Here is a 15,604-nt window from a genome sequence, read left to right as displayed (position 1 = left end):
TTAATAAACTAAATAATGCCCTTTTAAATTGGAATAATAAGTTTATTAATATAAAACAAGTTATTTATGCAAATGAAACCTGCTCATAATTATTCAACTCGAAATTTTTTCTTATGAGTGATATGATGTAAGAGGTACGTACAACTTGTTAGTTTGAAAGGAGTCATTATAATGGCGAAAAACGTAGCTGGAATGATCGATCATACATTACTAAAAGCAGATGCAACTAAGGAGCAAATTGAAAAAATTTGTGCTGAAGCGAAAGAATATCAATTTGCATCAGTGTGCATAAATCCTGCTTGGGTGAAGTTTTCAAGTCAATTATTGAGCGGAACAGATGTAAAAGTCTGCACAGTAATTGGTTTTCCTTTAGGTGCTTCAACGCCTGAAACAAAGGAATTTGAAACTAAAAATGCAATTGAAAACGGTGCAACTGAAGTAGATATGGTGATCAATATTGGAGCATTAAAAAGCGGAGATCATGAATTAGTCGAAAGAGATATCCGTGCTGTAGTGAATGCAGCAAAAGGAAAGGCTTTAACAAAGGTGATTATTGAAACTTCTCTACTTTCCGAAGAAGAAAAGGTTAGAGCATGTGAAATATCTGTAAAAGCTGGAGCAGACTTTGTAAAAACGTCAACAGGCTTCTCTACTGGCGGAGCAACTGTTGAAGATATCGCTCTAATGAGAAAAACAGTGGGTCCAAACATCGGTGTCAAGGCTTCTGGCGGTGTAAGAAGTGCAGAGGATGCACAGAAGATGATTCAAGCGGGAGCAACAAGAATTGGAGCAAGCTCAGGAGCAGCAATCGTTAACGGATTAACAAGCGATTCAGACTACTAAAAAAAATGCCGGATCTCCGGCATTTTTTCTTTTGGGTTGACAGTTAGTTAATGACGTCCGTGGATTCTAATGATTATTTTCCCAAATTGAGTAGCAAATGGAAGTACCATTAAAGATGTGATAACGTTAAAGATAACACCGATATGTGCGAGCTGGACATCTGGTGCGGATGCTAATTGCAGACCGAGGGAAGTCAGGAAGCTGATAAATGGATAAAAAATCACAACTCCGATGACATTTAGCCAAATATGAGCGTACGCGCAAAGCCTTGCCTCTTTTCCTCCCAATAATGATGCTAAAAAAGCATCGACACATGTTCCAATATTGGAACCAAGCATGATTGCTATTCCTGTGTCCAGCCCGAATGCTCCTCCAGATAGAAAGCCCATAATGATGCCTGTAGTCGCAGTACTGGACTGAATGATTGCTGTAATAATAGTTCCAGCAAGTATACTTAAAAGGTAACTTCCTTTTAATTCAATTAATAGTTGATTGACAAATTCAATCGATCTTAATGGCCCTGCTAAATATTCGAATCCCCCCATCGCTGCAAAAACTGCAGATATACCTAGTAAGATTAATCCAATACTCCTTACATTTCTGTTCCCAATCAATAATAATACAGCACCTAAAAGGGCAAAAGGAATAAGGAAAGATTTAATATCAAATGTAATTAATTCAGTCGTTAACGTTGTTCCAATATTCGTTCCTAAAATAATTCCAATCGACTGAGGAAATGAAAGCAGCCTTGCAGAAATGAGCCCGATCGTAATAATCATCACCGCTGAGCTGCTCTGCAATATACAAGTTATGCCTATGCCCGCTAATAATCCTTTCCAAGGAGTGGCTGTTAATTTAGTTAGTACATTTTTTAAAGAATCCCCAGATAAATTATATAGACCTGATCGTAGCAAGGTCATTCCGTATATAAAAAGTCCAATGAATAAAATAAATAGAAATAGCTGGGTCAAGCTCCCACCCCCTATCTCTATATGTATGGCAACTGAGCCAAGGACATGCCTTTTTATCTTTTTTATGACCGCACTCTTTAAATAATAGGGTTTTTCAACTAGTACTATGAAGGTTTATGTCGAAAATAGCAGGAAAATTTATGGCATGTACATTGGAGCGATGCTGCTGTTGATTTTTATTGTGAAAAACACTTCTGAAGGGGCTATTAACAGTTGACCTTGATTCACGGTTATATTATAATTGCAAAGTACATGGAAAAAACCATGTTGGTGTAAGTGTGTTGTGCTCGGAGGGAGGGAAAGAGAATGTCTAAAACCGTCGTTCGTAAAAACGAATCGCTTGAAGATGCTCTTCGTCGCTTCAAACGTACTGTATCTAAATCTGGTACTATACAAGAAGCTAGAAAGCGCGAATTCTATGAAAAGCCTAGTATAAAACGTAAGAAAAAGTCTGAGGCTGCAAGAAAACGTAAGTATTAAGAGAGGGTGTTCATTATGAGTCTTCTCGAACGTTTAAATGAGGATATGAAACAAGCGATGAGGAACAAAGAAAAAGATAAGCTAACCGTTATCCGGATGATTAAAGCGTCCTTGCAGAATGAAGCAATTAAGCATGGACAAGACTTATCCGAAGATCAAGAGCTTACTGTCCTTTCTCGCGAAGTTAAACAACGCAAGGATTCCCTCCATGAATTTGAAAAAGCAGGTCGTGAAGATCTTGTTGAAAAAATTCATACTGAACTTCAGTATGTCGAACTATATATGCCTAAACAGCTCTCTGAAGATGAGGTTTCAAAGATCGTACAAGAAACGGTTGCTGAAATAGGTGCAAAATCTAAAGCTGAGATGGGTAAGGTAATGGCTGCCATTATGCCGAAAGTAAAAGGCAAAGCAGATGGAGCACTTGTAAATAAACTTGTACAACAACACCTTTCATAAAAAACAAAACCTTTGTATAAAAAGACCGTGAGCATTCGCTTTCGGTCTTTTTTAATAGTTAGTAAAGTGACGAAATATTCATAAAAAAATTAGCCAAGTATGAAACCTTTTTTAGTTGAATACGTAAAAGAACTAGATGCATTGTTTTGGAGGGAGGGGAGAGCTTTGAGATTAAGAAGGATATTCATCATTTTTTCATTCCTTTTTGCTTTTATCCTAATGATTATCCCATTTAAAGGAAATGCTGATAATGAAATTGTCTATGTCGTTCCTATTCAAGATACAGTAGAAAAAGGTCTGTTTGCTTATTTAAACAGAGCTGTTCATTTAGCTGAGGAAGACAAGGCATCTGCGATTATTTTTGATATTGATACTCCTGGAGGGGCAGTGGATGCCGCTGGGAAAATTGGGAAGTTATTAACAACAACAGATGTGAAGACGATTTCATTTGTGAACAAACAGGCTTTATCTGCAGGTGCTTATATTGCGCTAAATACAGATGAAATCTATATGGTGCCAGGTTCTACTATGGGGTCAGCGGCCATTATTGATCAACAGGGAAATACTGCTGGGAAGAAGGCTGAATCCTATTGGTTTGCGGCAATGGAGGAGGCTGCAAAGCAGAGTAAAAGAAACCCGATTTATGCGCTAGCAATGGCAGATGAGTCTATCAATCTTCCTGAAGTTGGAGCCCCTAAAGGAAAGTTACTCACTCTAGGTGCTGAAAAGGCATTGGAAGTAAAGTATTCAGAAGGGACTTTCAATAATTTGAATGAACTTCTCGACAATCTTGGTTATTCTGATGCTGAGGTCAAAACAGTGGAAGAAAGCTTTGCAGAAAAAATAGCGAGATTTATTACCCATCCTGTAGTGATACCGATATTATTATCTATTGGAAGTTTGGGACTAATCCTAGAATTGTATTCCCCCGGCTTCGGGCTTCCCGGATTTATGGGATTGTCTGCATTATTATTGTTTTTCTATGGACATTTAGTTGCAGGTCTTGCCGGATATGAAACACTTATCCTCTTTGTTGTTGGCATTGGGCTGATCATCGCGGAGTTTTTTCTCCCAGGAGGAGTTGCAGGTATTCTAGGCCTGGCAGCGATACTTGGAAGTCTATTTTTAGCTTCTGATAATGTCGTTCATATGGGAATTTCTTTATTAATTGCTATCAGTATATCTATTTTAGCGTCTATTATAATGGTAAAGGTGCTTGGTAAAAAAATGAAATTTTTCAAAAAAATCATCTTAACTGATGCAACAAAAACAGAAGAGGGCTATGTTTCCAATAAAAGCCGATTAGAGCTCATTGGGTTAGAAGGCTACGCACTGACAGCTCTTCGGCCATCAGGTACCGTTGTGATTGAAGATGAAAGAATCGATGTCGTCAGTGAAGGTGCGTTTATTTTAAAAGATGCGAGAGTTAGAGTTGTAAAAGCTGAGGGTTCTCGTATAGTAGTAAGAGAAATAATAGATCAAAATAAGAAAGAAAAAGAGGAGGAATAAATATGGAATTGCTAGGGGCTGGTACAGCTTTTTTGATAGTAGCCGTTGTTCTTGCGATTATTCTATTGGGAGTTCTTTTTACATTTGTTCCAGTAATGCTTTGGATTTCAGCTTTGGCAGCTGGAGTCAGAGTCAGTATCTTTACATTAGTTGGGATGAGGCTCCGGAGGGTTATTCCAAGCAGGGTCATTAACCCCTTAATTAAAGCACACAAAGCGGGTATAGATGTAACGACAAATCAGCTGGAAAGCCATTATTTAGCAGGTGGGAATGTCGACCGTGTTGTGAATGCACTGATTGCCGCACATCGAGCAAATATTGAATTAAAATTTGAGCGCAGCGCAGCAATTGATCTGGCAGGCCGTGATGTTCTTGAAGCTGTCCAAATGAGTGTTAATCCAAATGTAATTGAAACACCTTTCATTGCTGGTGTTGCAATGGATGGAATTGAAGTAAAGGCAAAAGCTAGAATTACTGTTAGAGCGAATATTGAACGTCTTGTCGGGGGTGCTGGTGAAGAAACAGTCGTTGCTCGTGTTGGTGAAGGAATCGTCTCGACTATCGGTTCGTCAGAAAATCATAAAAAAGTTCTTGAAAATCCTGATATGATTTCTAGAACAGTCCTAGATAAAGGATTGGATTCCGGGACAGCCTTTGAAATCCTTTCGATAGATATTGCGGATGTGGATATCGGTAAAAACATCGGAGCCCATTTACAAACAGAGCAAGCAGAGGCAGATAAGAAGATTGCCCAAGCTAAAGCGGAAGAACGACGTGCAATGGCTGTCGCTTCAGAGCAGGAAATGAAGGCAAGGGTTGAAGAAATGAAAGCGAAGGTTGTAGAAGCTGAAGCACAAGTACCGCTTGCCATGGCTGAAGCGCTTCGATCAGGAAATATCGGGGTTATGGATTATATGAATATCAAGAATATTTCCGCTGATACAGATATGAGAGATTCTATTGGTCGGATTAATGATGATCACAAAGACGGCGGTCAAAGATAAATAAAGGCTCACTTTAATAAATAGAAGGGAGGGGGTTCCCTCTTGGAATTTATTTTCGAAAACCCAATTTTTATTATCGTAATAATTGGCTATATTATTTCCTTTTTCATGAAAAATAAAGGAAATCAGCAGCAACAGCGGAAAGGCAGCGGGCAACAGGTGAAGCCATCTCCAGCTGAAGTGTTTAAGCAAATGCAGGAACGTATTCCTCAAATGGAGACGAGATCTATTGAAGAACAGCAAAGGCATCAGGCTGAACAAGCACTAAAGCTTGAAATGGAAGCTTTAGAAAGGCAGAGGCTTGCTGAAGAAGAGATAAATGCACTAAAGGAACAACAGGAAATGGCTAAGAAACAAGCGGAATTTATAAAGACAGTTTCTAAAGCTCCGGTACCTATTCAAGGTGCATTGCAAAAAGAATGGAGGCAGACCTTATCTCCTAGCAAAAAACAGCTTATCGATGGGATTATTTGGTCTGAAATTATCGGACCTCCAAGGGCATTAAAGGCTCATAAGTCAGTAAAAAAACAATAAATTATCTTAATTCATAGGTAAAAAATATGTGCTAGAACCCCCTTTCATTTCATACATATGAGATGAAGGGGGGTTCTTTTTTTATGGCAAGAAAGTGGGGACAATTCGTCCGAAAATGGATGACAAAAAACATGGAGCTTCCTCAAGATGTCATGATGGATTTACCCCGCATTACGATGATCGGACAAATCCATATATATATTGAGAACCACCGTGGATTGCTTGCTTTTTCAGATAAAGAATTAAGGCTGCTCCTTAAGCAGGGTCAGCTGTTAATAAAAGGGAAAGCCTTTGTCATAAAAACGATTCTGCCCGAGGAAATTCTGCTGGAAGGGAAAATTGATCAAGTCACATATATTAACGATTAATTAAGGATGTCCTTACAGAAGGACAGTAGCCTTCTGTAGGGACTTATAGGAAGGGTATTATGAACAGCAAATTTGTGGTGATAAAGAGAATTCAGGGGGAAGGCAATGAAAAATCTTTGGGTCGAATTTTTTGGAGGGATTGTAACAGTTAAGACTAAGGGTAAAGGAATTGAGCGTTTTATTAATACTCTTACACGAAGCGGAATTCTTGTATGGCATGTAAAAAGGCACGGCACCGAAGCAGTAACCTTTAAAATGAAGCTAAATGATGTGAAGCAATTAAGAAATATTGTTCGGAACAGTGATTGCAAAATCGAATTTTTACAGCGGACAGGCTTTCCATTTATCTTTAAGCGCATGTTGAAAAATATTGGATTTGTTATTGGCGCCCCAATATTTTTATTAGTTATTATCATATTATCAAATATGGTTTGGGGAATAGAGATAAAGGGGGCAGACCCTGCAACTGAATACAAAATACGAAAAGAGTTAGATGAACTAGGTGTAAAACGTGGGAAAGTACAGTTTTTCTTAGATAATGTTGAAGCTATTCAGAGGAAATTGACAGATAATATTAAGGAAATTACTTGGGTTGGTGTGGAATTAAAAGGGACAACCTACCATCTTCAGGTTGTGGAAAAAACTGAACCAAATAAACCTGAATATTTAAGTCCAAGACATTTAGTTGCAAAAAAGAAGGCAATTATTGTTGACATGTTTGTTGAAGAAGGACAACCAAAAGTAAGTGTAAATGATCATGTTAATCCTGGTCAGCTCCTTGTTTCAGGAATTATTGGAGAGGATGGGCAAAAAACCGAGACAGTTCCGGCAAAAGGAGAAATCTTTGGTGAAACATGGTACACAACAACGGCTACAATTCCATTAAAAAACACCTTGCAAGTATTAAACGGAAATGAAAAACAAAAACATATTCTAAAGGTTGGAAAATATGAAATTCCGATATGGGGATTTGGTAAAGTGGATTACAAAGAATCCAAAACAGAGGCAAATGAAAAGAAAATCCACTTTTTAAAATGGGAGCTTCCAATATCTTATTTATTTAAAACAATAAGGGAAAGCGAACAGGTCATACAAATATATTCAAATGAAGAAGCATTTGAAGCTGCAAAAATTAGTGCGCGAAATGATATAAAAAACCTTCTTTCTGAAAATGCTAAAATTAAAGGGGAAAAAGTTTTACACAAGTCAGTAGAGAATGGTAAAGTAACTATATCAATACATTTCCAAATTATTGAGAATATAGCAGAAGCGCAACCAATTATTCAAGGAGATACGGAATGACTGAAGACTTGAAGACAATGAATGTACAACTTGAGAATCCGAATGAAGCAATGAGCTTGATTGGGAATTCAGACGCAAACATAAAAATGATTGAGCAAGAATTGTCTGTATCCATTGTTACACGCGGAGAAAATATTTTTGTTTCCGGTGAAATGGAACAGGTTGGAATGGTTGGAAAATTACTTTCTGAATTACTGCAGGTTATAAGAAAAGGAATCAACATTAGCCAGCGGGATGTCATGTACGGAATTCAAATGGCGAAAAAAGGTACTTTAGATTATTTTAGCGATTTATATGATGAAGAAATTATTAGAAATGCTAAGGGTAAGTCAATTCGTGTAAAGACGATTGGTCAAAGTCAATACATTCGATCCATTCGAACTCATGATCTTGTTTTTGGAATAGGGCCAGCTGGAACAGGAAAAACATATTTAGCGGTCGTTATGGCAGTAAACGCATTGAAAAATGGTCAAGTTAAGAAAATAATTTTAACTCGTCCTGCCGTTGAAGCGGGTGAAAGCCTTGGATTTCTGCCTGGTGACTTAAAAGAGAAAGTGGATCCGTACCTTAGACCTTTATATGATGCTTTGCATGATGTATTAGGGGCTGAACATACAGAAAGACTAATCGAAAGAGGAACGATTGAAATAGCCCCCTTAGCCTATATGAGAGGCCGGACGCTTGATGATGCTTTCGTTATCCTTGATGAAGCCCAAAATACAACCCATGCTCAGATGAAAATGTTTTTAACCCGTCTTGGATTTGGCTCGAAGATGGTGATCACTGGTGATAAAACACAGGTGGATCTCCCGAAAGGCGCAAAATCAGGATTAATTCTTGGCGAAGAAATTCTAAAAGGTGTGAAGGGGATCGCGATTGTGCATCTTGAAGAAAGTGATGTAGTCCGTCATCCTCTAGTAGCAAAAATTATTCATGCATATGGTCAGCACGAGAATTAAAACCGTCGGGAATACCGTACGGTTTTCTTTTGCTGTTTTCGTTAAGTGAAGAATTATGACTTTTTCAGAAGTTTTTTAAGAAGGATGAAACTTGTTTGAAAAACTGTTATCATTTTACATAATAAATGTAAGTCTTAATCGAATAGTAGAATCACTTATCTGGTCAGTTTCATTAACCAAGATAGGAGGGATTGAATGTGGAAAAACTGCAGCAATACTTAATGAAAATTAGAAATTTATTAGAATTAACATTTTTTAGAGTTCTTCTATTTATTTTTCTTGGGATTGTGATGTTCCTTGCTATGTACAGTAATGTTAAACCAGAAAAATTAGACCTAGGACTGTTTTCAGTTGCTGAGCAAACAATCAGATCTCCTATCACGATTGAAGATAAAGTATTAACGGAAAAAAGGAAAAAAGAAGCAGCAGATCATGTGCCGGACGTTTATGTAGTAAAGAAGGAAATTGCCCAAAATCGTGTAGACTTAATTACATCTATATTTGATTCTGCTACTGAGGTTAATGATGAGATACAAGATGATTTAGAAAAGAAACAAAAAGCAGCTGAAAGCACGGATGAAGCTGAAGGTGAAACAATCGTTTTTTCTGAACCAACACCTTCAGATAAATTATTGTTGATGAAGGAGAAGCTGACTGAGGATGTAACGAAGGACATTTCTGATCAGACCCTCCTGACTTTATTACAGGCATCTAAAGGCGAACTTACAATTGCTAAAGACGTTACAGTAACCGCGATTAATAATGTAATGAGCAAAAGAATTCCTGCAGATGAAGTGGAAAATGCAAAAAAACGGTTAGAAGAGGAGCTAAAGTATACAAGTTTGAACTCTGGCCTTAAAGTGGGAGCAATTGAATTAGGAAGATATGCAGTGTACCAGAATGAGTTTTATGATCCTTCTGCAACGGATGAGATGCGTCAGCAGGCAGTGGAGAGTGTTGAAGCTGTAAAAATTCTTCAAGGACAAATTATTGTTGAGGAGCAGCATTTAATCAGCAGAGATATTTATAGACAGCTAGAGCTAATTGGATTGCTTGACAACAACCATTCTATAAAGCCTTTTTTTGGCCTTGGATTAATTACCTTTATTATTCTTGCAGCCCTTTATTATAATTTTAATGAATTAAAGCTTCACTCCGAGCTAAAACAAAGTTATCTATTATTATTTAGCTTAATATTTGCCCTGTCCATTTTAATGATGAAGGGAATCAGTTTTTTTCCTGAATTTAAGTATTCGGAAATTAGCTACATTTTTCCAGCTGCCATGGGACCTATATTAATCCGAAATTTAATTGATGAACGAATGGCTGTGTTATTTACAATCATTATGTCCATTTGCGGAAGTATTATTTTTAACGAAGGAATAACAGGAGCCTTTCACGTTACTTCTGGAATTTATATTATTTGCAGCGGGCTAGCAGGGATCATATTTTTAACAAAACAAAAAAATCGGTCACGAATTTTACAAGCAGGTATGTTTGTGGCTGGTGTAAATGTGGTTTTGATTTTTTCCCTTATCTTTCTTAGAAACGGGCAATATGATGGGCTGGAATATGGCTTTTATTTGATTATCGGGGCGCTGTCAGGAATTTTGTCTGCAGTATTAGCCATTGGCTTGCTTCCTTTTTTTGAGGCTGGATTTGGCATTCTTTCTACAATCAGATTGATTGAACTGACGAGCCCAAATCACCCTCTTCTTAGAAAAATCTTAACTGAAGCACCAGGCACTTATCACCATAGCGTCATGGTAGCTAACTTGTCTGAATCTGCTTGTGAAGCCATTGGGGCAAATGGGCTGCTTGCACGGGTTGGCTGTTATTATCATGATATTGGCAAAACAAAAAGGCCGCAGTTTTTTATTGAAAACCAAATGAATATTGAAAATCCGCATGATCGGCTGCCTCCGCAAACTAGTAAAAATATTATCATTGCCCATGCGATTGATGGAGCAGAAATGCTTAGAAAACATAAAATGCCTAAGGAAATTGTAGATATTGCTGAACAGCATCATGGGACGACACTTTTAAAATATTTTTACCATAAAGCAGGTCAAAATGGGCTTGAGGTTAGGGAGGAAGATTATCGGTATCCAGGACCAAAAGCTCAAACAAAGGAGGCTGCTATTATTGGGATTGCAGATAGTGTTGAAGCAGCAGTCCGTTCCATGTCTAATCCTACCCCTGAGCAAATAGAGGGGCTCGTAAGAAATATTATTGCGGATCGTCTTCAGGATGGACAGCTTAATGAATGTGATTTAACGTTAAAAGAGCTGGAAACAGTCGCTAACTCTATTTGTGAAACATTAAACGGAATTTTTCATTCTAGAATTGAGTATCCAGAAATGACAAAGCAGAAGGTGAAACAGGCATGAGTTTAAATATCGACTTTTTAGATGAAACGAATGAGCTTACTGAGGAACAAACCTCTTATATTGAAGAACTGCTAAATTTTGCAGCAAAGTTTGAAAAAATTGAAGAAGAAAGTGAAGTATCTCTTACCTTTGTTAGCAATGAAAAGATTAGGGAAATTAATAAAGAATATCGCCATAAAGACAGTGTAACAGACGTCATTTCTTTTGCGATGGAGGAAATGGGGGAGGGAGAAATGGAGCTCGTAGGTCTTGATATGCCGAGGGTGTTGGGAGATATCATTATTTCCGTTTCAAGGGCATATGAGCAGGCCGAGGAATACGGGCATTCCTTTATGCGTGAAATCGGTTTTTTGGCGGTTCACGGCTTTCTTCATTTACTCGGCTATGACCATGAAACACCGGAAGATGAAAAAGAAATGTTTTCGCGTCAAAAGGATATATTAGATGAATTCGGCCTCCAAAGATAGAAAGAATCGGTTGTTACATTCATTTGGATACGCAATGTCAGGCATTAAAAAGGCCTTCAAACAGGAGAAAAATTTGAATATCCATTTATTTGTTTCGATTATTGTCATCTTAATGGGATTATTGCTTTCCATATCTATTTTGGAGTGGCTTATCATTCTCTTAGCTATTGGAGGCATGCTGTCATTGGAAATGATAAATTCCTCGATTGAAAGAGTAGTGGATCTTGTTACGGAAGACTATCATCCACTTGCAAAGGCAGCAAAGGATATGGCAGCTGGGGCTGTATTGATTTTTGCTATCATCTCAGTCATCATCGGATTGATTATTTTTCTTCCGAAATTAGCTTTGCTTATTTAAAACTGTCCTTTTTTGCAGGGCAGTTTTTTTGTTAAAATGATGAAATCATTGAGGTTTAATTAGATTTTTCCAGGGTAAAAAGCAAGAAATTGCAACAATTAACGAAACGATATTTGTAAATGACCCAATCGTTTTGATAAAATGACAGAGCAATACGACATATTTATCCTCATATTTTTGGAAAATTCAATTTTTTATATTACGTTTTTGCTACAATCAGTGATTTTGATTTCAATTTGAGGTAAAATAAAAGAAGGTAACATCTTTCAAAACGAAAGGAAGACTTATTAGTGCAAGTTGAAAAATTAATTGAAGAAGCGAAAGTCGCAAGAGAAAGAGCATATGTCCCTTATTCAAAATTTAAAGTTGGTGCAGCGCTCTTAACGTCAGATGGGAAAGTATACCATGGATGTAATATTGAAAATGCAGCATATAGCATGTGCAATTGTGCGGAAAGAACGGCTATTTTCAAAGCTTACTCTGAAGGAGTCAGGAACTTCACAGCAATGGCTGTAATAGCTGACACAGACCGTCCATGTTCTCCCTGCGGTGCATGCCGGCAAGTAATTGCAGAATTATGCCCTAAGGATATGAAAGTGTATTTAACGAACCTAAAAGAAGATATTCTTGAGATAACAATAGAACAACTACTGCCAGGAGCTTTTTCACCGGAGGATTTGAATGAATAATACTGAACAAGGACATAAATCAGGATTTATTTCCATTATCGGAAGACCAAATGTCGGAAAATCAACCTTTTTAAATCGGGTTATCGGCCAAAAAATTGCCATTATGAGCGACAAACCACAAACAACAAGGAATAAGGTTCAAGGAGTATTAACAACGAATGATGCTCAATTTATTTTTATTGATACTCCAGGAATTCATAAGCCAAAGCATAAACTAGGCGATTTCATGATGAAGGTCGCACAAAATACATTAAAAGAAGTCGATGTTATCTTATTTATGGTTAATGCATCAGAGGGTTATGGCCGTGGTGAAGAATTTATTCTTGAGAAGTTTCAGTCCATTCGCACACCGATATTCCTGATCATTAATAAAATTGATCTAGTTCATCCAGATGAATTAATACAGATTATTGATTCTTACAAAGAAAAATATACCTTTAGTGAAATTATTCCAATTTCAGCACTTGAAGGAAATAATGTTGAAAATTTATTGGGGCAAATTAAAAAGTATATTCCAGAAGGACCACAATATTATCCTGCTGATCAAGTAACAGATCATCCTGAACGGTTTATCGTCTCTGAGCTCATTCGTGAGAAAGCTCTTCATTTAACAAGAGAAGAAATTCCGCATTCACTTGCTGTGTTGATTGATAAGATGGAGCGCCGCGATGAAAAGGACATGGTTCATGTAATGGCCACGATCATAGTCGAGAGAGATTCCCAAAAAGGGATTGTCATCGGGAAACAAGGGAAAATGCTGAAGGAAATTGGTCAAAGAGCGCGGGTTGATATTGAAAACCTCCTCGGATCAAAAGTATTTTTAGAATTATGGGTAAAAGTTCAGAAAGATTGGCGAAATAAAATGTCGCAGCTGCGTGATTTTGGCTTCCGTGAGGATGAGTATTAGAAAAATATTTTTTAAATGAGTATTACTGTCAATTGTCCAGCCTTAACTAAGGTATTACGGTCTAACACTAATTATGTATATTTTTGATTTACAATATTTTTCTCTTATGAAATTTGAAAGACAGGCTATGATAAATGGTAAGGATTTGGGATAAAAGAAAATTGCGTTGAATAACGGAAAGGTGGGGTTTTCGATGATGGATTTTACCTGGAAAGTCTTTTCGCAGACAGGTAATATAGACACATATCTTCTCTTTAAAGAGCTAGAACAGGAAACTCAAGATATACCCGGAAATCAGGACGCAGAACTAACTGAAGTAGACTTTCCCATCTCATAGATTGTCTAAAACTTAGGGATGGTGGATATGGTGCTTGAAAAATGTGAGGGCATCATTATTAGAACAACAAATTATGGTGAAACAAACAAGATTGTAACTTTATTCACCCGGGAATGGGGAAAGATTGGTGTGATGGCACGTGGAGCAAAAAAGCCAAGCAGCCGGCTCGCTGCTGTCACCCAACCTTTTACATATGGATATTTTTTAGTTCAAAGAAGCAGCGGATTAGGAAGTCTGCAGCAAGGTGAAATGATTTCTTCCATGCGCTCGATTCGCGAAGATATTTTTCTAACTGCTTATGCAAGCTATATTGTTGATTTAACAGATAAAGGTACAGACGATAGAAAGCCCAATCCTTATTTATTTGAATTAGTTTACCAATCATTAAACTTAGTCAATGAGGGATTTGACGCAGAAATTATTGTGAATATCTTCGAAATGAAAATGTTGAATACGTTTGGGTTGTATCCAGTTTTAAACCAATGCACCGTATGCAGCAGTACAGATGGTCATTTTTCTTTTTCAATAAGAGAGGGTGGGCTTATTTGCCACCGCTGCCTGGAAAAAGATCCATATCATTATAAAATTTCTCCAGCAACAGTGAAGCTATTGCGGCTCTTTTATTTTTTTGATTTATCACGTCTTGGAAATATTTCTGTTAAACAAGAAACAAAAGCAGAGCTTAAAAAAGTTATTAACGCGTATTATGAAGAATATTCCGGACTCAATTTAAAAACAAAAAAATTTTTAAACCAAATGGCTAAATTTGAGGATATTCTATAATCAATTATGGTCTTGACATTCAATTTCGTATCGTATATGATTCAAATTATTAAATTAATAGTTGCTGTGATAAAGAAGAGTACTTAATTATTTAATAAAAGCGAACCTAGGATGGTGTGAGCTAGGGTATTGAAGGTTAAGGAAGGCACTTTTGAGCAACATCGGCATAAAGAGGCTGCCTATCATTGGCAGCAAATAGGGTGGAACCGCGGGTTAACTCTCGTCCCTATGCTTTTAGCATAGAGACGGGAGTTTTTTGTTTTTTTATAACTCATGAAGTGAGAGGTGCAGTATGAACATTCAAAATATGATTTTAACTTTGCAAAAGCACTGGTCTGATTATGGGTGCATACTCATGCAGGCTTATGATGTGGAAAAAGGGGCAGGAACGATGAGTCCTTATACCTTCCTGCGTGCAATCGGTCCGGAACCATGGAATGTGGCATATGTCGAGCCGTCCCGTCGCCCAGCTGATGGACGATACGGTGAAAATCCAAATCGGTTATATCAGCATCATCAGTTCCAGGTCATTATGAAACCATCACCAGACAATATCCAAGAAATGTACCTAGACTCTTTACGTGCACTTGGCATTAATCCACTTGAGCATGACATTCGATTTGTGGAGGATAACTGGGAAAATCCTTCCCTCGGCTGTGCGGGCTTAGGCTGGGAAGTTTGGCTGGATGGCATGGAGATCACTCAATTTACGTATTTTCAGCAAGTAGGCGGAATTGAATGTAAACCAGTTTCCGTTGAAATCACATACGGAATTGAGCGGCTCGCTTCCTATATTCAAGAGAAGGAAAATGTTTTTGACCTTGAGTGGACAAACGGGTTTACAGTAAGAGATATCTTTTTGCAACCTGAATATGAGCATTCCAAATACACATTTGAAACATCAGATGTAGATATGCTCTTTAATCTGTTCAATATTTATGAAAAAGAAGCACATCGTCAAATGGAAGCGGGTCTCGTTCACCCGGCATATGATTATGTATTAAAATGCTCACATACCTTTAATCTGTTAGATGCTAAAGGGGCGATATCGGTTACGGAAAGAACAGGCTATATCGGACGCTGCCGAAATCTTGCAAGAAAAATTGCAAGAACCTTCTATGATGAACGTGAAAAGCTTGGTTTCCCAATATTAAAATAAAAATGTATAACCTTTTTAAAATATGATAACTGTCTAGCTCCAGCGTCTAGCCCCAACGTACAGGATGTACTAGTGTCGACAATGC

Annotated in this window: 18 protein-coding genes and 1 other annotated feature; of the genes, 17 read left to right on the top strand and 1 reads right to left on the bottom strand. The window is 37.5% G+C overall.

All coding sequences use genetic code 11. The features are described 5' to 3' along the window. Positions 1–171: 171 nt before the first annotated feature. The gene (gene deoC, locus V7164_RS15840; RefSeq protein WP_335354554.1) at positions 172–843 is read left to right on the top strand and encodes a deoxyribose-phosphate aldolase; all 672 of its coding nucleotides are present in this window, start codon (positions 172–174) and stop codon (positions 841–843) included. A gap of 47 nt (positions 844–890) precedes the next feature. Here the strand turns inward: deoC and V7164_RS15835 are convergent, their stop codons facing one another. After that, on the bottom strand, positions 891–1,814 hold the full coding sequence (locus tag V7164_RS15835) for a Na/Pi symporter (protein WP_335354553.1): 924 nt from the start codon (positions 1,812–1,814) through the stop codon (positions 891–893). A 306-nt stretch (positions 1,815–2,120) separates the two neighbouring features. Between V7164_RS15835 and rpsU the strand changes: the two genes are divergently transcribed. The 16 genes from rpsU (at position 2,121) to glyQ (ending at position 15,519) form a co-directional block, all read left to right on the top strand. Further along, the gene (gene rpsU, locus V7164_RS15830; protein ID WP_066293305.1) at positions 2,121–2,294 is read left to right on the top strand and encodes a 30S ribosomal protein S21; all 174 of its coding nucleotides are present in this window, start codon (positions 2,121–2,123) and stop codon (positions 2,292–2,294) included. A gap of 15 nt (positions 2,295–2,309) precedes the next feature. Continuing rightward, positions 2,310–2,753, top strand: coding sequence for a GatB/YqeY domain-containing protein (locus tag V7164_RS15825; RefSeq protein WP_066293309.1), 444 nt, complete (start codon positions 2,310–2,312; stop codon positions 2,751–2,753). Positions 2,754–2,972: 219 nt separating this feature from the next. Beyond that, entirely contained in the window at positions 2,973–4,262 is a 1,290-nt protein-coding gene (locus V7164_RS15820) for an NfeD family protein (RefSeq protein ID WP_335354556.1), read from the top strand. Between the two features lie 2 nt (positions 4,263–4,264). Then, complete coding sequence (floA, locus tag V7164_RS15815) at positions 4,265–5,266, top strand: flotillin-like protein FloA (protein ID WP_335345364.1); 1,002 nt, start codon at positions 4,265–4,267, stop codon at positions 5,264–5,266. A gap of 42 nt (positions 5,267–5,308) precedes the next feature. Continuing rightward, on the top strand, positions 5,309–5,800 hold the full coding sequence (locus tag V7164_RS15810; RefSeq protein ID WP_335354552.1) for a hypothetical protein: 492 nt from the start codon (positions 5,309–5,311) through the stop codon (positions 5,798–5,800). Between the two features lie 83 nt (positions 5,801–5,883). Continuing rightward, entirely contained in the window at positions 5,884–6,168 is a 285-nt protein-coding gene (gene yqfC, locus V7164_RS15805; RefSeq protein WP_335345366.1) for a sporulation protein YqfC, read from the top strand. A gap of 105 nt (positions 6,169–6,273) precedes the next feature. Further along, complete coding sequence (gene yqfD, locus V7164_RS15800; protein WP_335354551.1) at positions 6,274–7,470, top strand: sporulation protein YqfD; 1,197 nt, start codon at positions 6,274–6,276, stop codon at positions 7,468–7,470. After that, entirely contained in the window at positions 7,467–8,429 is a 963-nt protein-coding gene (locus tag V7164_RS15795; protein WP_335354550.1) for a PhoH family protein, read from the top strand. Before yqfD ends, V7164_RS15795 begins: the two co-directional genes overlap by 4 nt. A gap of 197 nt (positions 8,430–8,626) precedes the next feature. Then, complete coding sequence (locus tag V7164_RS15790) at positions 8,627–10,819, top strand: HD family phosphohydrolase (protein ID WP_335354549.1); 2,193 nt, start codon at positions 8,627–8,629, stop codon at positions 10,817–10,819. Beyond that, positions 10,816–11,286 (top strand): rRNA maturation RNase YbeY, encoded by a 471-nt coding sequence (ybeY, locus tag V7164_RS15785; protein ID WP_335354548.1) that lies wholly within the window; start codon positions 10,816–10,818, stop codon positions 11,284–11,286. The genes V7164_RS15790 and ybeY overlap by 4 nt, the downstream gene beginning before the upstream one ends. Further along, the gene (locus V7164_RS15780; protein ID WP_335354547.1) at positions 11,264–11,644 is read left to right on the top strand and encodes a diacylglycerol kinase family protein; all 381 of its coding nucleotides are present in this window, start codon (positions 11,264–11,266) and stop codon (positions 11,642–11,644) included. Before ybeY ends, V7164_RS15780 begins: the two co-directional genes overlap by 23 nt. A gap of 290 nt (positions 11,645–11,934) precedes the next feature. After that, complete coding sequence (locus V7164_RS15775) at positions 11,935–12,333, top strand: cytidine deaminase (RefSeq protein WP_335345372.1); 399 nt, start codon at positions 11,935–11,937, stop codon at positions 12,331–12,333. Further along, positions 12,326–13,240 carry a GTPase Era gene (era, locus tag V7164_RS15770; RefSeq protein ID WP_335354546.1) on the top strand — a complete coding sequence of 305 codons (915 nt, stop codon included), beginning with the start codon at positions 12,326–12,328 and terminating at the stop codon, positions 13,238–13,240. The genes V7164_RS15775 and era overlap by 8 nt, the downstream gene beginning before the upstream one ends. Positions 13,241–13,433: 193 nt before the next feature. Beyond that, positions 13,434–13,577 carry a YqzL family protein gene (locus V7164_RS15765; protein WP_082677167.1) on the top strand — a complete coding sequence of 48 codons (144 nt, stop codon included), beginning with the start codon at positions 13,434–13,436 and terminating at the stop codon, positions 13,575–13,577. Positions 13,578–13,607: 30 nt separating this feature from the next. Next, positions 13,608–14,360, top strand: coding sequence for a DNA repair protein RecO (recO, locus tag V7164_RS15760; protein ID WP_335354555.1), 753 nt, complete (start codon positions 13,608–13,610; stop codon positions 14,358–14,360). A 57-nt stretch (positions 14,361–14,417) separates the two neighbouring features. Further along, positions 14,418–14,591, top strand: a binding site (T-box leader). Between the two features lie 61 nt (positions 14,592–14,652). Beyond that, positions 14,653–15,519: a glycine--tRNA ligase subunit alpha gene (gene glyQ, locus V7164_RS15755; RefSeq protein ID WP_335344568.1), complete on the top strand. Its 867-nt coding sequence runs from the start codon at positions 14,653–14,655 to the stop codon at positions 15,517–15,519. Positions 15,520–15,604 lie beyond the last annotated feature (85 nt).

The sequence above is a fragment of the Bacillus sp. JJ1474 genome (genome assembly GCF_036965225.1).
In the GTDB taxonomy this organism is placed as follows: Bacteria; Bacillota; Bacilli; order Bacillales; family Cytobacillaceae; genus Cytobacillus.
The sequence above is the reverse complement of the archived record's forward strand: the minus strand, read 5'-3'. Positions and strand labels throughout refer to the sequence as shown.